This is a genomic window from Xanthomonas sp. NCPPB 2933 (genome assembly GCF_056725225.1).
The window spans coordinates 5,188,232-5,209,094 of sequence record NZ_CM161518.1 but is presented as its reverse complement, the minus strand read 5'-3'; the positions used below and the strand labels follow the sequence as shown (position 1 = coordinate 5,209,094).

The 20,863-nt window shown below is 65.4% G+C and carries 13 protein-coding genes; 9 read left to right on the top strand and 4 right to left on the bottom strand.

Annotated elements, in window-relative coordinates; translation table 11 throughout:
* Positions 1 to 90 precede the first annotated feature (90 nt).
* From AC1PLU_RS21970 to tatC, 4 genes are all read left to right on the top strand, one after another.
* Positions 91 to 993 carry a lipid-binding SYLF domain-containing protein gene (locus AC1PLU_RS21970; RefSeq protein ID WP_481107228.1) on the top strand — a complete coding sequence of 301 codons (903 nt, stop codon included), beginning with the start codon at positions 91 to 93 and terminating at the stop codon, positions 991 to 993.
* A 72-nt stretch (positions 994 to 1,065) separates the two neighbouring features.
* Positions 1,066 to 1,293 carry a Sec-independent protein translocase subunit TatA gene (tatA, locus tag AC1PLU_RS21965; protein ID WP_006449086.1) on the top strand — a complete coding sequence of 76 codons (228 nt, stop codon included), beginning with the start codon at positions 1,066 to 1,068 and terminating at the stop codon, positions 1,291 to 1,293.
* A gap of 15 nt (positions 1,294 to 1,308) precedes the next feature.
* Positions 1,309 to 1,971 (top strand): Sec-independent protein translocase protein TatB, encoded by a 663-nt coding sequence (gene tatB / locus AC1PLU_RS21960; RefSeq protein WP_481107227.1) that lies wholly within the window; start codon positions 1,309 to 1,311, stop codon positions 1,969 to 1,971.
* On the top strand, positions 1,968 to 2,705 hold the full coding sequence (gene tatC, locus AC1PLU_RS21955) for a twin-arginine translocase subunit TatC (protein WP_006449088.1): 738 nt from the start codon (positions 1,968 to 1,970) through the stop codon (positions 2,703 to 2,705). The genes tatB and tatC overlap by 4 nt, the downstream gene beginning before the upstream one ends.
* 340 nt (positions 2,706 to 3,045) lie before the next feature.
* Here tatC and AC1PLU_RS21950 read toward each other — a convergent pair whose 3' ends face one another.
* The 3 genes from AC1PLU_RS21950 to AC1PLU_RS21940 all read right to left on the bottom strand — a co-directional run bounded on the left by AC1PLU_RS21950 (position 3,046) and on the right by AC1PLU_RS21940 (position 6,886).
* A complete protein-coding gene (locus tag AC1PLU_RS21950) occupies positions 3,046 to 3,945 on the bottom strand; it encodes a BPSS1780 family membrane protein (RefSeq protein ID WP_074056371.1) in 900 nt (299 codons plus the stop codon).
* A 57-nt stretch (positions 3,946 to 4,002) separates the two neighbouring features.
* The gene (locus AC1PLU_RS21945; RefSeq protein ID WP_115039110.1) at positions 4,003 to 4,755 is read right to left on the bottom strand and encodes a glutamine amidotransferase; all 753 of its coding nucleotides are present in this window, start codon (positions 4,753 to 4,755) and stop codon (positions 4,003 to 4,005) included.
* 316 nt (positions 4,756 to 5,071) lie between these two features.
* A complete protein-coding gene (locus AC1PLU_RS21940) occupies positions 5,072 to 6,886 on the bottom strand; it encodes a GspE/PulE family protein (protein ID WP_481107226.1) in 1,815 nt (604 codons plus the stop codon).
* A gap of 90 nt (positions 6,887 to 6,976) precedes the next feature.
* On the opposite strand from AC1PLU_RS21940, the gene glyQ reads away from it, so the two are divergent.
* From glyQ to AC1PLU_RS21925, 3 genes are all read left to right on the top strand, one after another.
* Positions 6,977 to 7,885, top strand: a complete 909-nt coding sequence (glyQ, locus tag AC1PLU_RS21935; protein ID WP_168957543.1) for a glycine--tRNA ligase subunit alpha — start codon at positions 6,977 to 6,979, stop codon at positions 7,883 to 7,885.
* A gap of 295 nt (positions 7,886 to 8,180) precedes the next feature.
* Entirely contained in the window at positions 8,181 to 10,376 is a 2,196-nt protein-coding gene (gene glyS, locus AC1PLU_RS21930; RefSeq protein ID WP_481107225.1) for a glycine--tRNA ligase subunit beta, read from the top strand.
* Positions 10,376 to 11,965: a tetratricopeptide repeat-containing sulfotransferase family protein gene (locus AC1PLU_RS21925; RefSeq protein WP_481107224.1), complete on the top strand. Its 1,590-nt coding sequence runs from the start codon at positions 10,376 to 10,378 to the stop codon at positions 11,963 to 11,965. Before glyS ends, AC1PLU_RS21925 begins: the two co-directional genes overlap by 1 nt.
* A gap of 268 nt (positions 11,966 to 12,233) precedes the next feature.
* Here the strand turns inward: AC1PLU_RS21925 and AC1PLU_RS21920 are convergent, their stop codons facing one another.
* Positions 12,234 to 14,984, bottom strand: a complete 2,751-nt coding sequence (locus AC1PLU_RS21920; RefSeq protein ID WP_481107223.1) for a TonB-dependent receptor plug domain-containing protein — start codon at positions 14,982 to 14,984, stop codon at positions 12,234 to 12,236.
* Between the two features lie 180 nt (positions 14,985 to 15,164).
* On the opposite strand from AC1PLU_RS21920, the gene AC1PLU_RS21915 reads away from it, so the two are divergent.
* Positions 15,165 to 16,946, top strand: a complete 1,782-nt coding sequence (locus AC1PLU_RS21915) for an autotransporter assembly complex protein TamA (protein WP_481107222.1) — start codon at positions 15,165 to 15,167, stop codon at positions 16,944 to 16,946.
* On the top strand, positions 16,943 to 20,803 hold the full coding sequence (locus tag AC1PLU_RS21910; protein WP_481107221.1) for a translocation/assembly module TamB domain-containing protein: 3,861 nt from the start codon (positions 16,943 to 16,945) through the stop codon (positions 20,801 to 20,803). The genes AC1PLU_RS21915 and AC1PLU_RS21910 overlap by 4 nt, the downstream gene beginning before the upstream one ends.
* The last annotated feature ends 60 nt before the right edge of the window (positions 20,804 to 20,863 follow it).

Genomic DNA, 20,863 nt, shown 5'->3' with positions numbered 1-20,863 from the left:
ATCGCCCGATTGCGCTCACCACCGATTCATTGCGCCACCACTAACGTCGCGCCATTGCTATCTTTGACGGATCGTCCTTTGGAGCTTGTCATGCCCCGTTTGTCGCGCCTGGCCCTGTTGTTGTCGCTGACCTTCGCCGCCGGCCATGCCGTTGCCGGCCCGGAAGAGGACCAGCGCGCGCGTAACGCGGTTCGCGTGCTCAACGAGATCATGAAGATCCCCGAGCAGTCCATCCCGGACAAGCTGCTCGACGAGGCACGCGCCATCGTGGTCATCCCCGACACGCTCAAGGCCGGTCTGGTGATCGGCGGCCGTCGCGGCCACGGCCTGATGTCGATGAAGAACGCCGACGGCAGCTGGTCGCAGCCGGTATTCGTCAAGCTCACCGGCGGCAGCATTGGCTTCCAGGCCGGCGTGCAGTCCTCCGACGTGGTGCTGGTGTTCCGCAACGACCGCAGCCTGGATAACATCGTCAACGGCAAATTCACCCTCGGCGCCGATGCCGGCGTGGCTGCCGGCCCGGTCGGCCGTAATGCCGCCGCCGCCACCGACGGCCAGCTCAAGGCCGAAATCTGGTCGTGGTCGCGCGCGCGCGGCCTGTTCGCCGGGGTCGCACTGGATGGCGCGATCCTGCAGATCGACGATGCCGCCGATCTGAACGCCTACGGCGGTGGCGCCACCCCACGCATGATCTTCGAAGGCCGCACCAACGAGCGCGCGTCCACTGACGTGATCGCTTTCCGCGATCGCCTGGAAGAGGCCACTTACACCGCGCGCGCCAATCGCGGCACCGACGGCGCCGCCGAGGGCACCGCACCTGCACCGCGTCCGCAAACCCCGCCACCGGCACAGGCCGCGAGCACACCGCCGCCGCCGGCCAACGAGGCCAGCACCGTGCCGATGCAGCCCAGCACCACGCCGCCGCCGCAACAGGGATTCCAGCCGGTCTCCGATGGCGAAATTCGCACCGAATCGTTGGACGGCAACCGCTAAACCGCTGTCATCCCCCTGCGCGGTGCGCTGGGGTATCCTGCGTCCTCCTTCTTTTCAGCAAGCGAGCAGATCATGGGCGGTTTCAGCATTTGGCACTGGCTGATCGTGCTGGTGATCGTGTTGCTGGTGTTCGGTACCAAGCGGCTCACCAGCGGTGCCAAGGATCTCGGCAGCGCGGTCAAGGAATTCAAGAAAGGCATGCACGACGACGACAAGCCGGCCGCAAAGCTCGGCGACGACGCACGCACGGCCGAGCAGGCGCGTGAGGCGCAGGCCGAGCGCGACCGCGACGCGCGTTGATCCGGAGCGGCGTCGGTGTTTGACATAGGTGTTGGCGAACTGACGCTGATCGCGATCGTCGCCCTGGTGGTGCTCGGTCCCGAGCGTTTACCCAAGGCGGCCCGGTTTGCCGGATTGTGGGTGCGCCGCGCGCGCATGCAATGGGATTCGGTCAAGCAGGAACTGGAACGCGAGCTGGAAGCCGAAGAGCTCAAGCGCAGCCTGCAGGACGTGCAGACCTCGCTGCGCGAGGCCGAGGACCAGTTGCGCAACAAGCAGCAGCACCTGGAGCAGGGCGCCCGCGCGCTGCATGACGAGGTGGGCCGCGATATCGATATCCGCAGTAGTGCGACACCGGTGGCGACGCCGCTGGAGCTGGCGCATGCGGATCTGTCAGCTGAGGCTAATGCCGAGTCGATCGTAGGTACGTCGGCGGCAGGAACGTCGGCAGTGGCCGCCGTCGCTGCGCCAGCGGCTGCGGCACCGGTGATTGCACAGGCACAGCCAATCGCCCCGGCGCCCCATCAGACGTTGGTACCGGCGCCACACGGCACCGTGGTGCCGGCGCCGCATGCCGCACATCTCACCAGCGCGCATGCGCCGGTGACTGCCGCACCCATCGATGCGAGCACACCGCTCGAGCCGAGCACCGCGACAGAGCCGACCGCGCCAACCAAGATCCAGGAGAAGCAGCCGTGAGCCTGTTCGACGACGCACAGGCCGAAAGCAGTCTGATCGAACATCTGGTCGAGTTGCGCGCACGCCTGGTGCGCGCGCTGATCGGCCTGGGCGTGGTGCTGTTGGCGCTGCTGCCGTTCTCCCGCGCGATCTATTCCTGGCTGGCCGCGCCGTTGATTTCGCAGCTGCCGCTGGGGCAGACGATGATCGCGATGAATCCGGCCGGCGCGTTCTTCGCCCCGCTCAAGCTGACCTTCTTCGTGGCGGTGTTCTTCAGCGTGCCGTGGCTGCTGTATCAGGCCTGGGCGTTCGTGGCGCCAGGCCTGTATCAGCGCGAAAAGAAGCTGGCGTTTCCGCTGCTGGCCTCAGCGGTGGCGTTGTTCTATATCGGCTGTGCCTTCGCCTATTTCCTGGTGCTGCCGGCGGTGTTCCACTTCCTGACCACGTTCAAGCCGGACGTCATCGCGATCACCCCAGACGCCAATTCGTACCTCGATTTCGTGCTGGCGATCTTCTTCGCCTTCGGTGCGAGCTTCGAGCTGCCGGTGGCGCTGGTGATCCTGGTGCTGCTGGGCTGGGTCACGCCCAAGCAACTGAGCGAAGGCCGCGGCTACGCCATCGTCGGCATCTTCATCCTGGCCGCGGTCCTCACCCCGCCGGACGTGGTCTCGCAGCTGATGCTTGCGATCCCGATGTGCCTGCTCTACGAACTCGGCATCGTCGCCTCACGCGCGGTCGGGCCGAAAGCCGCCTAGCGCGCCGCGCGTCAGGCACCGACAGTGCCAGGCCTCTCCTTGTAGGAGCGCACTTGTGCGCGATGAAGCTTTCCCGGGAAAGCTTCATCGCGCACAAGCGCGCTCCTACGATCCCGAGTGATCCGGTCGCATGCACATATGCGCTTGATAGCCAAAGCGCAGTGCTTTGACGTGTCAGGACGACGGCTGGGTGTGCAAAATGGACGCCTGTTTGCACAAGGCGCCAGGCCAACGCAGGTGCTAGCTGGCACCGAAGGTGCCGCTCATCGTAGGAGCGCACCCGGGCGCGATTGAGGCTTTCCCGGGAAAGCTTGTTCGCGCACAAGTGCGCTCCTACACTTCAGGCGGCAAACACGTCCGGGCGCGACGGTGCGGTCGGCTGGGCGACGCTGCCGTCGTGCGTGAACATCTGCTTCCAGGCGGCGTAGACCGAGCCGGCGAACACCGGCATCAGCACGGCCATCAGCAGCAGCTGGGCCAGCCACATCGCCACGGTCTGACCGGCCACCAGGCCGACGATCAGCGCCACGATCATCACTGCGAAATAGATCGCGAAGATGCTGATGAAGGCCAGCACGAAAAACACCAGCATCGCCGGCAGGTTGTGCAGGCTGGCCCGCAGGCTCTCGCGCAGCGCGTGGCCGCCGGTGCTGCGGTCGAACATCACCTGCGGCGGCATCACGAACAGCGCCAGCGTCATCGCCGCAAAGGTGGCGATGGTCAGCAGCAGCCACAGCAGGATGCGCCCGGCCGGCAGGCTGGCGGCGAGCTGCTCGATCTGCACCGGGTCCGGCTGCGCGCCGGACTGGCTGATCTGATTGATCTTGACCATCACCTCGGACAACTGCTGCAGCCCGTTGGCGCCGATCATCACCAGCAGCAGCACGCCCAGCAGCAGGCCCGCAATCAGCTGCGGCAGCAGCGACACCAGCAGATGCGGCGCGCGGCCGTCCTGCAGGCCGTGCAGCAGATGCGACGGTTTGGCGATGCGGCCTTCGTCCACCTCGCGGATCGCCCACAGCATGCCGCCCATGAACAACGGGCCGGCCAGTACCAGCAGGAATTGCAACGCCGGGCCGAGCAGCGGCACCAGCACCGACAGCGACACCACCAGGGTGGCGGTCACGCTCCAGATCACCCCCAGCGAGCCAAGCGCCAGCGGCGCCCGCTTCAGCAGCGAGAAACCGGTCAACAGCCATTCTGCGCCGGCAGACGCCGGCACCTTGCGGATTTCGCTCATTTCCATTCCGGATCGACACGCACCGGACCATCCGGCGTGCCGCGATTATCGCTGCTTTTACGTGTGCGCGGCGGGATGAGCGATCACTGTTTGCAGGCCGCGTGCGTGATGCACGAAGCGGCGCAGCAGCTTGCGGGCGATCGGAGCGGCTGTGACCTCGCGGGCGACCGTGCGGGCGCAGTGGCCATGCCGGGCAATGCACTCGGCGCGCGCCTGCACATAACCGCGCATGTGGTGGGTGGCGAACTCCGGATGGAACTGCACTCCCCAGGTGGCCTGTCCCCAGCGGAACGCATGGCAGCGGTCCTGGCGCGAATGCGCCAGCACGATGGCGCCATCGGGGGCGCGCACCACGGTTTGCATATGCGTGGCGTGTGCGGGGAAATGCGCCGGCAGGCCGGCAAACAAGGGGTCTTGCTCGGCCGGTGGGTGCAGTTCCAGCGCGATGGTGCCGGACTCGCGCCCGGCCGGGTTGTAATCGACCTCGCCGCCCAGCGCATGCGCCAGCAGCTGATGCCCGTAGCAGATGCCCAGCAGCGGCATGCCCTGGTGGGCAGCCTCGCGCAGCCAGTCGGCGCTGCGTTCGCTCCACTCGGCGCGGTCGGTGACATAGGCGGCCGAGCCGCTGACGATGGTGCCGGCAAAGCCGTCGCGATCCGGCAGGCGATCGCCGTTGGCGACATCGATGACCACGGTCTCACGCTCGGCCAGCCCGGCTGCCACGCGGATCCAGTGCGGAAAACGGCCGTATCGCTTCATCTCCGGCACGGGGTGCCCGGTTTCGATGATCAGGAACGGCAAGGCGGACATGCGGTCGAAAAATCCAGCGGCGACTGATGTGCCCGATTGTATGCAGCTCCAGCCGGTTTTTTTCAACTGGCGAGCCAACGCATCCAGCTAAGGTTATGCCGGATGGCTATGTGTTGATGATTTGCTGGCTGGGCGGGGAGCTGGCCCCCCTCTCTCTGCCGGGCGAGAGGGCACGGCTTGCGTGCCACTGGCGGGCGTGCCTTCGGGCGCCCGCGTCGCAAGCGCGGGCCGGGGCGCGAGCGAGCCCCTCTCCCGCCGGGAGAGGGGTTGGGGTGAGGGTTGCCTGCGCCGATAACGGCGCAAACCCCGCAATCCGCTACTCCCGAGGCGGCAACACCGATAACACTTCTTCCACCGTGGTCAGCCCGGCGGCGACCTTCTCCAGGCCCGTCCGCCGCAACGTGCGCAATCCCTCGCCGCGGGCGGCGTGGCTGAAGCTGGCCAGGTCGGTGTCGGCGCGGATCAGGCTGCGCAGGCGCGGGGTGACCGGCAGCAGTTCGTACAAGCCCACGCGCCCCAGATACCCGGTGCGGCGGCATTCCAGACAGCCGACCGGGGCGTGTACGTTGAGCACCTCAGGCAGCGTCTCGCCCGGCTCACGGATCGCCGACCAGTCGTCGCCGCTGAGCGTGTGCGGGCGCTTGCAGTGCACGCACAAGGTGCGCACCAGGCGTTGCGCCAGCACGCCGTTGAGCGTGGAGGCGACCAGATAGTGCGGCACGCCCAGATCCAGCAAACGGGTGATCGCCGAGGCGGCGTCGTTGGTGTGCAGCGTCGACAACACCAGATGCCCGGTGAGCGAGGCCTGTACCGCCATCTGCGCGGTTTCCAGGTCGCGGATTTCGCCGATCATGATGATGTCCGGGTCCTGCCGCAGCAGCGTGCGCACACCGCTGGCAAAATCCAGATCGATGTTCTGCTGGACCTGCATCTGGTTGAATTCCGGCGCGATCATTTCGATCGGGTCTTCCACGCTGCACACGTTCACATCCGGCGTGGCCAGGCGCTTGAGCGTGGAATACAGCGTGGTGGTCTTGCCCGAGCCGGTGGGGCCGGTGACCAGCACGATGCCGTGCGGGCGCTCGACCAGCGCGCTCCAGCCGGCGGCTTCTTCGGGGCTGAAACCGAGCTGCTCGATGCTCTTGAACGCCGAATCCGGGTCGAAGATGCGCATCACGCACTTCTCGCCGAATGCGGTGGGCATCGTGGACAGGCGCATTTCCACCTCGCGCCCGCCCGGCGAACGGGTTTTGATGCGGCCGTCCTGCGGGCGGCGGCGTTCGGCCAGGTCCATGCGGCCGAGCACCTTGATGCGGCTGACCACCGCGGTCATCACCGACGGCGGCACTTCCAGCACCTTGTGCAGCACGCCATCGATGCGAAAGCGCATGCGCCCGGCCTCGCGGCGTGGCTCCAGGTGGATGTCGCTGGCCCGCTGTTCGTAGGCGTATTGCAGCAGCCAGTCGACGATATGCACGATGTGGTGGTCGTCGGCGTTGACGTCGCCGGCGCGGCCCAGTTCCACCAGTTGCTCGAAGCTGGGCAGGCCCGAGCCCGGTTCGGCGCTGCGCACATCGCCGCGCGCGCCGCGCACCGACTGGGTCACGCCGAAGAACTCCATCGTGTAGCGATGCAGGTCCAGCGGGTTGATCAGCGCCAGCTCGATGCGACGCCGGCTCAGATGCTGCACATCTGCCAGCCATTCCAGCGCCAGCGGTTCGCTGGTGGCGATCAGCACGCGTTCGGCGTCCAGCGCCAGCGGCAGGATGCGGTGGCGGCGTGCGTAGGCATGCGACACCACGCCGGTGACGGCGGCCACATCGATGCGGGTGGGGTCGATACGTAGATAACGCAGGCCGGTGCGGGTGGCCATCCATTCGGTCAGCCGTTCCAGGCCGAGTTCGCCGGCCGGCGGTTGCGCGGCATGCAGCTTGAGGTTGGCCAGCAGCACCAGCGGATGCACTTCGCTGGCGTTGCGTACGCCGGCGGCGGAGAACTGCACGCGCTCGTGTTCGTGCGGCACCACCATGCCATCGGCAAGCAACGCGGCAGCGACCGGGTCGAACATCAGCCGGCCGCGCGGTAGCAGGGCCACTGCGCCTTCAGGATCGGCCGTACGCCGCTGTTCCATGCTCGATGTTCCCCTGCCGCGGTGCTCCGCGGCAAAGCGCTGCGGGTCGGCCGGTATACTAGCGCACCCCTTCCGCACGGCCCTTGCTGCATGTCCGATTCCCGGCGCGTTCCAATCACTTTTCAGGGCCTGATCCAGACCCTCAACCAGTACTGGGCCGAGCAAGGCTGCGTGCTGATCCAGCCGCTGGACCTGGAAGTGGGCGCGGGCACGTTCCATCCGGCCACGTTCCTGCGCGCGCTGGGGCCGGAGCCGTGGAATGCCGCCTACGTGCAGCCCTCGCGTCGTCCCACCGACGGCCGCTACGGCGAAAACCCCAATCGCCTGCAGCGCTACTACCAGTACCAGGTGGCGATGAAGCCCAACCCGGACAACATCCAGGACCTGTATCTGGGCTCGTTGCAGGCGCTGGGCATCGACCCGCTGGTGCACGATCTGCGCTTTGTCGAAGACAACTGGGAATCGCCGACGCTCGGCGCCTGGGGCCTGGGCTGGGAAGTCTGGCTCAACGGTATGGAGGTCACGCAGTTCACCTACTTCCAGCAGGCTGGCGGGCTGGAGTGCAAGCCGGTGCTGGGTGAGATCACCTACGGGCTGGAACGGCTGTGCATGTATCTGCAGAGCTGCGACAACGTCTACGACCTGGTGTGGACCTACGGCCCGGACGGCACCCCGGTGAGCTATGGCGATGTGTACCACCAGAACGAAGTGGAGCAGAGCGCCTACAACTTCGAGCATGCCAATGTGGAAGAGCTGTTCCACCGCTTCGATGCCTGCGAAGCCGAGGCCAAGCAGTTGATCGAGGTCGGCTTGCCGCTGCCGGCGTATGAGCAGGTGACCAAGGCCAGCCACGCGTTCAATCTGCTGGACGCGCGCCGCGCGATCAGCGTGACCGAACGCCAGCGCTACATCCTGCGCGTACGCACGTTGTCGCAAGGCGTGGCGCAGGCGTATTACGCACAGCGGGAGAAGCTGGGGTTCCCCGGGGTAAAAAAGTAACCAAAGCCCCTCTCCCGCCGGGAGAGGGGTTGGGGTGAGGGTACGGGGGCGTCGCCCTCATGCACCCAAACTCCACAGAGCTTCGCCCGCACCCTCATCCGCCCCTTCGGGGCACCTTCTCCCGACAGGAGAAGGACCAGCAAGCCCCTCTCCCACCGGGAGAGGGGTTGGGGTGAGGGTACGGAGGCGAAGCCGTCTTGCACTCAAACTCCATAGGCTTCGCCCGTACCCTCATCCGCCTCTTCGAGGCACCTTCCCCCGACGGGAGAAGGGAACACGTCAAGGTCCACGTCTTATGAGCGAACAACTTCCCCTGCTGATCGAACTGGGCACCGAAGAGCTGCCGGTCAAGGCGCTGCCGGGTCTGGCGCAGGCCTTCTTCGATGGCGTGCTGCACGGTCTGGAAAAGCGCGGCGTCGCGGTCACGCGTGGCGATGCCAAGCCGCTGTCCACACCGCGCCGTCTGGCGGTGCTGCTGCCGGGCGTGGCCACCGAGCAACCCGAACAGCGTTCCGAAGTGCTGGGCCCGTATCTCAACATCGCGCTGGATGCCGAGGGCAGGTCGACCAAGGCGCTGGCCGGTTTCGCCGCCAAGGCCGGGATCGACTGGACCGCGCTGGAGCGCACCAGCGATGCCAAGGGCGAGCGCTTCGTGCATCGCGCGGTGACGCCGGGCGCGCGTACCGCCGATTTGTTGCCGGACATCCTGCGCGAAGCCATCGCCGCGATGCCGATCCCCAAGCCGATGCGCTGGGGCGCGCACGAATACGCGTTCGCGCGGCCGGTGCAGTGGCTGGTGTTGCTGTTCGGTGATGCGGTGATCCCGGCAGAGTTGCTGGGCGTGCGTGGCGATCGCCTCACCCGCGGGCACCGCTTCATGCATCAGGGCGAAGTCTCGCTTGCCGCACCGGGCGATTACGTCGAAGCGCTGCGCGCCGCGCACGTGCTGGTGGATGCGGACGCACGCCGTGCGCGCATCGTGGAAGAAGTCGAAGCGGCCGCAAAGCAGGCCGGCGGCAGTGCGCGCATCAGCGAGGACAATCTGCAGCAGGTGGTCAACCTGGTCGAATGGCCGTCGGCGGTGTTGTGCAGCTTCGAACGCGATTTCCTGGCGGTGCCGCAGGAAGCGCTGATCGAAACCATGGAGATCAATCAGAAGTTCTTCCCTGTGCTGGATGCTGGCGGCAAATTGACCGAGCAGTTCATCGGCATCGCCAATATCGTCTCCAAGGATGTGGCCGAAGTCGCCAAGGGCTACGAGCGGGTGATCCGTCCGCGTTTTGCCGATGCCAAGTTCTTCTTCGACGAAGACCTCAAGCAGGGGCTGGAGGCGATGGGGGAGGGCCTGGCCAGCGTCACGTATCAGGCCAAGCTGGGCACGGTGGCCGACAAGGTGGCGCGTGTGGCGGCGTTGGCCGAAATTATTGCTCCGCAGGTTGGTGCCGATCCGGTGCAGGCGCGTCGCGCCGCGGAATTGGCCAAGAACGATCTGCAGTCGCGCATGGTCAACGAATTCCCGGAGCTACAGGGAATCGCAGGACGGCATTACGCCAAGGCTGCTGGCGAGCCTGGCGAGATTTCGCTGGCGATCGATGAAGCGTACCAACCCCGTTTTGCCGGCGACGATATTGCGCTGTCGCCGTTGGGCAAGGTGTTGGCGATTGCTGAGCGGTTGGATACCTTGGCCGGCGGGTTTGCAGCTGGGCTGAAGCCGACCGGCAACAAGGATCCGTTTGCGTTGCGGCGCAATGCGTTGGGTTTGGCGCGGACGGTGATTGAGAGTGGGTTTGATCTGGATTTGAAGGCGACGCTACTGACTGCGGCCAAGTTGATGCCGTGGGATCGCCTTGTGAGAAAAGCTACGCTAAAGAACGAAGAAACGATTTCTGATATCGACTCTACGCAATACGCACAGCTAGCTTCTGAAATCTTTGAATTCATTCTCGACCGCCTGCGCGGTTACTACGCAGACAAGGGCGTCCCTGCCACGCATTTCAACGCAGTCGCTGCCTTGTTCTCGGTCGCGCCCGAGGGCGCTCCTACAACGCTTGGCGTAGGAGCGCACCTGGGCGCGACCCACGGATCCCTCTACGACTTCGACCGCCGCATCGATGCGATCGGCATCTTCGCCACGCTGCCCGAGGCCGAAGCCCTGGCCGCGGCCAACAAGCGCATCCGCAATATCCTGCGCAAGGTCGAGGGCGAGATTCCCGGCGATATCGACACCAGCCTGCTCCGTGAGCCGGCCGAAGAAGCCTTGGCCGAAGCAGTGGAAGCGGCCATCGGCGATACCGGGGATGCGCTGCACCGCCACGACTATGTCGCTGTGCTCGCGCGTCTGGCGCGCCTGCGCCCGCAGGTCGATGCGTTCTTCGATGGAGTAATGGTCAATGCCGAAGACGCGCAGCTGCGTGCCAATCGGCTCGCGTTGCTGAAGAAGCTCGGCGACCGCCTCGGCAGCGTCGCCGCCATCGAGCATCTGTCCAGCTGATGGCAGCGTCCGCCGGCGCGGTGCACTGGCAGACGGCCCAGGCCGCGTTGGCACGTCGCGACCTGGGTGTGGCAGCGTCTGCATTGCAGGCGCTGCTGGCAGTGGACCCCACCCACGTGTCCGCACGCGTGCTGCTGGCCGGCACCGTGCTGGCCAACGGCAGGATGCGCGAGGCGGTTGCGCAGTTACGGCTTGCCGCCAGAGACCTCGGCGACGACGTGGCAATGCGTTGCCGTGTGGCGCAAGCCTTGTTGCGCGTTGGCGAGCATCGCGCACTGCATGCGTTGCTGCGGCATCCGTCGGTGATGCAGTGCCAGGACGGCGCCACGCTGGCGCTGCTCGCGCATGTGCATCAATCGCTTGGCGAACATGTCGAGGCACTGGCGATGATGCAGCGCGCGCAGGCCTGTGGTTTCGATGGTGCTGACTTCCGTTTCTTTCTTGCGGTGCAACTGCAATTCAATAATCGCCTCGACGATGCAGCGCAGGCATTGGATCGCGCATTGGCGCTGTCGCCAGGCTATGGCCGCGCCGCGCTTACGCGTGCGCGGCTACGCCGTCAGACTGCAAGCAGCAATCATCTCGATCAGTTACGTCAGCAGCTGCAGCTCGCCAAGCCCGACAGCGAAGATCGCGCCGGGCTGGCGTTCGCGCTGTACAAGGAGCTGGAAGATCTCGGCCAGACCGATGCCGCCTGGGCCGCGCTGCAGCATGGCAATGCGGTGATGCACGCGCGCTTGCGCCACGATGCCGACGCAGAAGCAGCAATGTACGCGCAGTTGGGCGCATTGGCCGAACAAGGCGTGTTCGCCGCGCAGGAATCTACCAATGCACAAGGCCCGCAACCGATCTTCGTGCTCGGTTTGCCGCGCTCGGGCACCACGGTGCTGGAGCGGATGCTGGGCAATCATTCGCAGATCGTGTCGGCCGGCGAATTGAACGACTTCGGCCATCAGTTGCGCTGGGGCGCCGACCAGGCCGGCCGCAGCCTGCTGGATGCGCGCCTGCTGCAGGCGCTGCCAACGCTGGATTATGCGCAGATCGGCACGCGCTATCTGGAACAGACGCAGTGGCGTGCTGGATCGGCGCGCTGGTACATCGATAAGTTGCCGACCAATGCGGTGGCGATCGGCGCGATCGCGCGTGCCTTGCCAGGTGCGTTGATCGTGCATCTGGTGCGCGAGCCGATGGCGGTGTGTTTTTCCAATTACCGCGCGCTATTCGGCGATTCCTATGCCTACAGCTACGACCTGCACACGCTGGCGCGTCACTATCAGGCGTATCACGCGTTGATGGCGCAATGGCGCGCGGCGTTGCCGGGCCGGGTGATCGATGTGGACTACGCGCAGATGGTGCGTGATCCGTCTACGGTGCTGGAGCAGTTGATGCTGCGCTGTGGGTTGGAGATCGAGCCTGGGCAGATCGATATCACCCGCAATGCGGCCGCATCGGCAACGCTGAGCAGCGTGCAGGTGCGCGAGGGCGTGCATGGGCGCAACGTGGAAGACTGGCGACGTTATGCCACGCAGCTGGAGCCGCTGCGGCAGGCGTTGTTGCAGGCAGGCCTGATCGATGTGGGCTTGCGTTAGCGGGGCCGGACAGATCTGAGGCGCCACGCCTGAAGACCTGCGCGCGCCTTCAATCTGCCTGCACGTCCGACGCACTCTGCCCAGGTGTGCAGCAGGCAAGCCGGCTGCGACGACGCGTGCGACGCCTTGGACGCTTTGCCTTGGGAGCGGATAGACAACTGACTGATGGGTGTTGCTTGCCCCGAACGTGCCTGCCCCAAACGTGCCCGGGCCAAAGACGCCAGCGGCAGCCGTTGTGGCTGCCGCTGGACGAATGCAACGCAGTGACTCAGTGCGCGCCGAAGCGCCAGTTCAATTCCAGCATGTAGGAACGGCCGTAACCGGTGTAGTTGAAGATGTTGTAGTACGGGTAGCTGGTGTAGGTGCGGTCGCGCGGCGGCCGGGTGTCGGCCAGGTTGTTGACCGTCGCCGTCAGCGAGATGTCGTCGTTCACCGCGTAATCCAGCGTTGCATTGAGCGTGGTCCACGCGCCGACCTTGCGTGCGCCTTCCACCGCATAGCCATCGGTGCTTTGTTGCGCCACGAAGTTGGGCGTGCGGCCGTTGCGCTGGCCGAACAGCGTGGTGGTCCATGCATCTTTCTGCCACGTTACCGAGGCATTGACGATGCTGCGGAACTCGGAGGAGAAAAACGGTTCGCTGAGCAGATCGCGCACCGGGTCTTGCGGAAACTGCTGGCTTTCGTGCTTGAGTGTCAAGTTGTATTGCGCGTCGAAGACAAACAGGCCCCAGGATTCAGTGGCCAGGTTGTACGTCGCCTTGCTTAGCACGCCGGAGATTTCCTCGTTGGAGATATTGACCGGGTTGATGCGGATATTGCTCAAGCGGTTCGGGACCGGAGCATCGGCTGCGGTGCGATCGATGCGCGACAACGCATCCACGCAGGTGGGCGAGCTGATATCCAGGCTTCCCAGGCGGCAGGCCGATTCGGTCTGCAACAGATTGTCGGTGCTCAGGTCGCTGACTTTCTGGTCGATCTTGATGTTGTAGTAGTCGGCATTGACGCTGAAGCGCGCGCTGGGCGACCACACCACGCCATAGCCGAAGGACTTGGCGGTGATCGATTGCAGCTCCGGATTGCCGGCACGGCGCCCCTGGATGCTGGTGCCGGCGTAGGTGCAGTCGGCGATCGGCACGCCGGGCTCTTCGAGCGCGCAGCGGTAGTAGTCGTTGACACCCTGGAAGAAGCCGCTATCGCCGGCAAAGGTGAACGCCATGTCCGGTGCCTTGAACGCGGTGGCGTAGTTGCCGCGGAACAACAGCGAATCGGTCGGGCGGAACTCCAGCGCGGCCTTGTAGGTGAACTTGGAATCGCTACCACCGCCCTGGTTCTTGTAGTCGTCGAAGCGGCCAGACAGGTTGGCGGTAAGCGTGCTCAGGATCGGCACGCGCGTTTCGAACGCCGCCGCCCAGTTCTCGCGCTTGCCGCTGCCCTGGGTGCCGGTCAGCTGATAGAAATCGCCAGCGATCACGCGTTGATCAGTCGGATTTTCCCAGTACTGATTGCCGGCCTGCAGCACGCCGGCCACACCCACGGCGCCGGCCGGCAGACTGAACAACTCGGTGTTGGTGAGTTGCAGATTGACGTTCTGGGTCCAGGTCCTGGACTTGGTGCGGATCTCGTCGTTGAAGCTGCGGTACTGCGCCGGCGTCAACGCGCGATAGAAGTTGGCATCGTTGGGCGAATAGATCGGGTAGCCGGAGAAGTCGCCCTGCGGCGCGCCCAGGAACTGTTCGCGGAAGAAATCTTCGATGCGATCGGCCAACGGCCATTGCCGGCGGCTGTCGATGCGGTATTCGGCACGCGCGTAGTACGCATCGTAGGTCCAGTTGCTGTCACCCAGCCCGCCCTTGATGCCAGCGGCAATGTTGTAGGAATCGGCGGTCTGGCGGTCGTTGTTGAAGTCGAGATTGCCGGTTTCTTCGGGCGCGAAGATGCGCTGGTAGCCTTCCAGTTGCTGGCTGTCCTGGTTGTAGAACAAGCCACCGGTGTCGGACGAGGTCTGCCAGAAGCGCGAGCCGCCGTTGACCTCCACCTTGGTGCGATTGAGCAGCAGCGTTGCGTAGCCTTCGGTGTTGTCGTTGAAGGCGTAGGTCAGGTTGGCATAGCCACTGGCGCTGCGTTCCTTGTTGAGGATGCTGGCGTAGCCGGGCTCGGTGCGGCTGCTGCAGAAGTTGCCGCGATTGGCGCGGTTGTCGTATTGCACCGAGCCGTTGAACAGCGGGCCCAGTGCATCGCAGTTTGCGGCACCCGGGTCAATGTAAGTGGTTGGCGTGTTGTGCAGTGCGATGCGCGAGCCATAGCGCAGGGTCGGGTCCGGATTGTCGGAGGTGGAATCGAAATCGCGCCGCTGGTAGCCGTAGATCGGGTCCTGATTGTTGAGCTGCAGGCCCCAGACGATATCGGCCTTGCCGAGGGTGCTGCCGCCGGTGAGCTGGAAGCGCTGGTTGTTGCCGCCACCACCGTCGTAGGTGCCCATGCGGTAATTCATCTGCACGCCGTCGACGTGCTTCTTCAGGATGATATTGACCACACCGGCAATGGCGCTGGAGCCGTAGATCGAGGACTGGTTGCCGGGCGCCACATCGATGCGTTCGACCATGCCCACCGGCACGCTGGCCAGATCGACGAAGTTGCTCTGGCCGTTGTAGAGCAGCGGGTAATCGGCCATCGGCCGGCCGTCGATCAGCACCAGGGTGAAGCCGGGGTCCAGCCCGAGCAGGCTCAGCGATTTGGCGCCAGCGGTGAAGCCGCCACTGAACTGGCCGTCCTGCACCGAGCCGGTGGCCATCGGCTGCGAGCGCAGCACGTCATAGACATCCTTGAAGCCGCGGCGTTGGATGTCCTGGGCAGTGATGGAGAACACCGGGCTGGCCGTTTCGACCTGCGACCGGGGAATCAACGAGCCTGTCACGGTGACCTTGTTCAATTCGGTCACTTCGTCCTTGCTCTGTGCGATGGCAAGCGACGGGAATGCAAGGGCGGCGCAGACGGCATTGACCAATAGATGACGCTTCATGAAAACCTCTCTCTCCAAAGGTGTGGAACAGGGCGCGCGGCAATCCGGGGGAGGGCCGCTTGGCATGCTGTCAACGAAACGTTAACAACACCCCGACTCTAACCAGCGCATGCGCGTCCGTATAGTCGAGATTGCTTAGATTTTTTGTCCCTTCACGCCCAGGCTGGGTATCCTTTGCCGATGCTTAAAGTCGTGTTTGCTCTCTCCCTGGTGTGCACCCTGCTCGTTCCGCTGCAAGCGGCTGCCCGCGGAACCATCGACAAGATCGAAATCAAAGGCTTGGACGGCAACGACGACGCCGAGATGATCGAGAACATCGAGGTCTCCCTGTCTCTTTATGAGGCTGTCGGCAAGGAGCAGGGCGAGTCGCGCATCGAGTATTTGCTGGCGCAGGCCGAGCGGCAGACGCGTGAGGCGTTGGAGCCGTTCGGCTATTACTCGCCGACCATCGAACTGGCCGCACCGCGCGAAGGCGACAAGGTCACGGTGGTGATCACGGTAGAGCGTGGCGAGCCGGTGCGGGTGCGGCAGTCGCATATCTCCATCACCGGCTGGGCCGAGCAGGACCGCTACCTGGGCCAGGACCTCAAGCAGTTCGAGCCGCACGAAGGCCAGGTCTTCAGCCACCCGCAGTACGAAGCCAGCAAGGTGCGCATCACCCGTCGTCTGGCCGAGCGTGGCTATTTCGATGCCGACTTCACTCAACGCCGCGTTGCCGTCACCCGTGCCGAGCATGCCGCCGATATCGATTTGAACTGGGACAGCGGCCGCCGCTACGACATGGGCAAGGTGCACTTCGACTACGACTATTTCCGCGAAGGCCTGTTCGACCCGTTGGTGTACTGGGACGAAGGCAGCTACTACCACGAAGGCAAGCTGGATCGCCTGCGTGAGTCGCTGACCAAACTCGATTACTTCAGCACCATCGACATCCAGCCCAAGCCCGAAGACGCCGACGACCAGGGCCGCGTGCCGGTCGAGGTCAAGCTCACCCGCGCTAAGCGCACCGTCTACACCTCCGGCTTGAGCTACGGCAGCGAGAGCGGCGCCGGTGTGCGTGGCGGCGTGGAGCGGCGCTACGTGAATTCGCGCGGCCACAAGATGGACACGCAGCTGGACTACGCGCAGAACCGCAAGAGCCTGACCACCAGCTACCGCGTGCCGGCGTTCCGCTGGCTGGATGGCTGGTACACCGCCTCGGCGCGGCTATACGACGAACAGACCGAATACATCGACCTGCGCAACGTCAAACTCACCGGCAGCCGCAGTGGCCAGATCAACGAGCGCTGGAGCGCGATCGCCTCGATCAACGCCTTGCGCGAGCGCTGGCGTTTCAGCAGTGGCGACGATTTCGAAGGTGCGGTGTACGAGACTTCCACGCTGGTCTATCCGCAGTTGCAGGTGAACTACGTCAACGTCGACGACCGCCTGTTCCCGCGCAGTGGCGTGTCCGGGCAGGCGTTCATCCGCGGCGGTGCCGAAGGCGCCGGCTCGGATACCAACTTCGGCCAGGTCTACGGCCAGCTGCGCTGGTTTCTGGGTGCCGGCGACAACGGCCGGGTGATCCTGCGCGGCGAAGGCGGCACCACCTGGACCAGCGATCTGGTGGCGATGCCGCCGAGCCTGCGCTTCTTTGCCGGTGGCGCCAACAGCATCCGCGGTTATGCGTTCCGCGAAGTCGGCCCACGCACGCCCAGGCCGGACGAATTCGCGCTCGGTGCCAAGAACGTGGTCACCGCCAGCGCCGAGTACGAGCATTACCTCAAGGGCGGCCCGTGGGGCGGCGCGGTGTTTGTCGATAGCGGCAGCGCCTTCGACGACACGCCCGACTGGCATACCGGTATCGGCTTCGGTCTGCGCTGGCGCTCGCCGGTGGGACCGGTACGCGTGGATATCGCGCATGGCCTGAACGATCCCGACTCGCAGTTTCAGCTCTATATCGATATCGGGGCCAACCTGTGAGCACGCCTACGCCTACGCCGCCCCCCGCACCGCGCCGCGCGCGTTTCTACCGCCGGCGCCGGTTCTGGGTGGGCTCCGGGCTGACCGTGCTGGGCCTGGTGCTGCTGGCCTTGATTGCGGTGTACTGGCTGCTGCAGACCGTGGCCGGGCGCGATGTGTTGCTGGCCCAGGTCACCGCGCGCTTGCCGGTCGGCGCCACCTTTACTTACGGCAAGGTCGAAGGCCCGGTCGCCGGCCCGCTCACTTTGCGCGATGTCGATTTCCGTTATCAGGACATCCATTTCACCGCCGAGCGCGTGTATCTGGAACCGGATCTGCGCCCGCTGCTCGGCCGCAAGCTGCAACTGGATGCGGTGCAGGTCAGCAATGCCACCTTGAACCTGGGCAAGAGCGACGAACCTTTCACGCTGCCGAGCTGGCCCGAGTCGTTGCCGCAGATCAACGTGCCGCTGGCGATCCAGGCCGACAAGATCGCGGTGGACAACCTGCGCATCACCCAGCTGCAGCAGCCGATGATTGTCCTGCACAAAGTGCAGGGCGGGCTGGAAGTGGCGACCGGAGAGTTGCGCACGCGCAATCTGGTGATCGACACCGATATGGGCGATTTCCGCCTGCACGGCGACTACATTCCCAACGACGATTACCGCGCCGACCTCACCGCCACCGCGGTGTTGCCGGCCGCACGCGGGCGCACGCCGGCCAGCCTGGGGCTGGTCGCACGCGGCGATCTGGACAAGATGGAAGTGGCCATCGCCGGCCGCGCGCCGGCACCGCTGCAGGCCAGCCTGGTGTTTACCGGGCGCGACGCGCCGACCTGGGCGTTCAAGGCGGTGACCGACGCGCTGGATACCTCGCTGCTGATGCCGGCCAGCAACGGGCAGTACGCCGCCCCGGCCACACCGATCGCACTGAACCTGCAAGCCTCCGGCAAGGGCGGCACCGCCGATCTGCAAGGCAGCGTCAAGCAGGGCGAGTTGAGCGCCACGCTGCAGCCCTCGCATATCAGCCTGCTGGACCAAGTCATCACGGTCGAGCCGCTGGTCATCGACACGTTCGAAGGCCGTACGCAGTTGCGTGGTACTGCGGATTTCCGCGACACCCAGAATCCGAGTTTCCGTTTCGCGGTCAATGCCAGCGGCTTGCGCTTCACCCCGACGCCGGACCCGGCCACCCCCGATGCGCCCGCTGTGCCGGTAGAACTGGTCGATGCGCGCCTGGGCGTGGCCGGTACCTTGAAGGCGTGGGCGGCGATCGGTCGCGCTACGCTGGAACGCGACGGGCAACAGGCCGCGCTGGTGTTCGACAGCCGCGGCAACGATCAACGTGCACAGCTCAAGCAGGTGCAGGCCAAAACCCCGGGCGGCTCGCTGGATCTCACCGGCGAAGTAGGCTGGACGCCGGAGCTGCAATGGGATGTCACCGCGCAACTGGCCAAGTTCGATCCGGGCTACTTCGCGCCGGGTTGGAACGGCAATCTCTCTGGCAAGGTCGCCTCCAAGGGTCGCCAGTTGCCGGCCCCGGCGGGCGGCGTGTCGCCGGGCTTCGAGGCCACCGCGGATATTCCGACCCTGACCGGCCAGCTGCGGCAACGCGCGCTGTCGGCCAACGGCAAGTTCGCCCTGCGTGGCGAACAGGGCGAGGGCGAATTGCAGCTATCGCTGGGCAATAGCCGCATCAACGCCAAGGGCAAGGTCGGCGACCAGCTCGACATCGCCGCGCAACTGCAGCCGCTGCAGCTGGACGATGTGTTGCCCGGCGCCGCTGGCACGGTGCGCGGGCAATTGCAGGTCAGCGGCCGTCGCGACGCGCCCGACATCACTGCCGACATCGTCGGCAATGGCTTGCGTTGGAACGACTACAGCGCGCAGAGCATCAGCTTGCGTGGACGGTTGCCGTGGCGCGGCAGCGATGGACAACTGGCATTGCAGGGCACCGCGATCGAAGCCGGCGTGGTGCTGGACAGCGTGCGCGTGCAGGCACGTGGCGCGGTGGAAGCCTTGCGCCTGGATGCCGACATCGCCAACAGCATGGCCAGCGTCGCCTTGCAGGGCGATGTGCGCCGTAACGGCGAGCGTTGGCAGGGCCAGGTCGGCACGCTGCGGATCGCACCGGCCAAGGGCGCTGCGTGGGCGCTGCGGCAGCCGGCGCAGTTCAGCACCGACGGCGCGGCATTTACCTTGTCCGATACCTGCCTGGGCGCCGCCACCGGTGGCGCGCTGTGCGCCAGCGCCAATTGGCCGCGCGAAGGCATGGTGGTGCACGGCGATGCATTGCCGTTGTCGCTGGTGCAACCGTGGTTGCCCAAGCAACAGGGCCGACAGATCTATCTGCGCGGCGAACTCGCGCTCGATGGCAGCTTCAAGCCGCGCGGCAATGCGTGGGAAGGTTCGTTCCGCATCGCCTCGCCCGAGGGCGGTATTCGTCTGGGCGAAACCCGTTATGCGGCCGTGGCCGGCAACCCCAATCGTGGTGAGTTGCTGCGCTACGACCAATTCAGCATGCAGGCCGATTTCAATCCGCAGCAGATTCAGGCCAAGCTCGGTATCGGTTTCCAGGGCGCCGGCTTTGTCGATGCCAAGTTCAATACCGGCTGGGATGCGTATGCGCCGCTCAACGGCGAGCTGTATCTCAATATGTCGCGCCTGTACTGGCTGGAGCTGGTGGTGGCCGATGTGGTGCAGCCCAAGGGTCTGGTCGAAGGCCATGTGAGCCTGCGCGGCACCCGCGACAAACCGCTGCTCGGCGGCGATGCTACCTTGAGTAACTTCACTGCCGAATATCCCTCGATGGGTTTGACCCTGAGCGAGGGCAAGGGCCGCTTCGACGCCTTGCCGGATGGCTCGGCCAAGATCACCGCATCGGCCAAGTCGGGCGAGGGCACGCTCACTATCGACGGCGGCCTGTCGTGGTTCGGTACCACCACGCCGTTGCTGCTGAATATCCGTGGCGAAAACGTGCTGGCCTACAACACCAGCGAGTTGCGCATCATCGCCAACCCGGACATGCAGTTCGGCATCACCGACAACACCATGCAGCTGCGCGGCAAGGTCACCGTGCCTGAAGCCGATATCGACCTGGAACGCCTGGATCGCGGCACCTCGGTGTCCGAAGACGTGGTGGTGCTGGACCCGGTGGATCCGGAAGCCGCGCCAGCCTCGCCGCTGGATATGGACCTGGCTATCGTGCTCGGCGACAAGGTCAACATGAGCGGCTTCGGCCTGAAGGGCGGGCTGAGCGGGCAGATGCAGATCCGCGCCCGCCCAGGCCGCGAAATGACCGCCAATGGCGGGCTGGATGTGCGCGGCCGCTACAAGGCCTATGGCCAGGATCTGACCATCAGCCGCGGCCAGCTGACCTGGAACAACAACATCGTCTCCGACCCGCGCGTGAGCTTGCGCGCCGAACGCAAGATCGGCGATGTCACCGCCGGCATCGACGTCAGCGGACGCGCCGAATCGCCACGCGCGGACGTCTGGTCGGAACCGGCGATGTCGCAATCCGAAGCGCTTTCGTACCTGGTGCTCGGCCGTGGCCTGTCCACCGCCAGCAGCGACGAAACCCAGCAGGTCAGCGCCGCCTCGGCGGCCCTGTCGGCCGGCAGCAGCCTGATCGCCTCGCAGATCGGCGCCAAGCTCGGCCTGGACGAAGCTGGGGTGAGCGAATCCAGCACCGTCGGCTCGGTGGTGGGCTTCGGCAAATACCTCTCGCCGAAACTCTACGTCGGCTACGGCGTTTCGATGGTCGGCAGCGGCTCGGTCCTGACGCTGAAATATCTGCTCAGCCGCGGCTTCGACGTGGAAGCCGAATCGAGCACGGTGGAGACCAAGGGATCGGTGAATTGGCGGCGGGAGAAGTAGCGCGCCTCCGCTTTGCCATTATGAAGTGCACCGGCGTGCTTGTAGAGACGGTTGGAGTCA

Bases quoted from the DNA above. Each gene is read 5' to 3' on its own strand.
- tatA (WP_006449086.1), top strand. From the start codon at position 1,066: ATGGGCGGTTTCAGCATTTGGCACTGGCTGATCGTGCTGGTGATCGTG.
- AC1PLU_RS21945 (WP_115039110.1), bottom strand. From the start codon at position 4,755: ATGTCCGCCTTGCCGTTCCTGATCATCGAAACCGGGCACCCCGTGCCG.
- AC1PLU_RS21925 (WP_481107224.1), top strand. From the start codon at position 10,376: ATGGCAGCGTCCGCCGGCGCGGTGCACTGGCAGACGGCCCAGGCCGCG.
- AC1PLU_RS21970 (WP_481107228.1), top strand. From the start codon at position 91: ATGCCCCGTTTGTCGCGCCTGGCCCTGTTGTTGTCGCTGACCTTCGCC.
- glyS (WP_481107225.1), top strand. From the start codon at position 8,181: ATGAGCGAACAACTTCCCCTGCTGATCGAACTGGGCACCGAAGAGCTG.
- AC1PLU_RS21940 (WP_481107226.1), bottom strand. From the start codon at position 6,886: ATGGAACAGCGGCGTACGGCCGATCCTGAAGGCGCAGTGGCCCTGCTA.
- AC1PLU_RS21920 (WP_481107223.1), bottom strand. From the start codon at position 14,984: ATGAAGCGTCATCTATTGGTCAATGCCGTCTGCGCCGCCCTTGCATTC.
- AC1PLU_RS21950 (WP_074056371.1), bottom strand. From the start codon at position 3,945: ATGAGCGAAATCCGCAAGGTGCCGGCGTCTGCCGGCGCAGAATGGCTG.
- glyQ (WP_168957543.1), top strand. From the start codon at position 6,977: ATGTCCGATTCCCGGCGCGTTCCAATCACTTTTCAGGGCCTGATCCAG.
- AC1PLU_RS21915 (WP_481107222.1), top strand. From the start codon at position 15,165: ATGCTTAAAGTCGTGTTTGCTCTCTCCCTGGTGTGCACCCTGCTCGTT.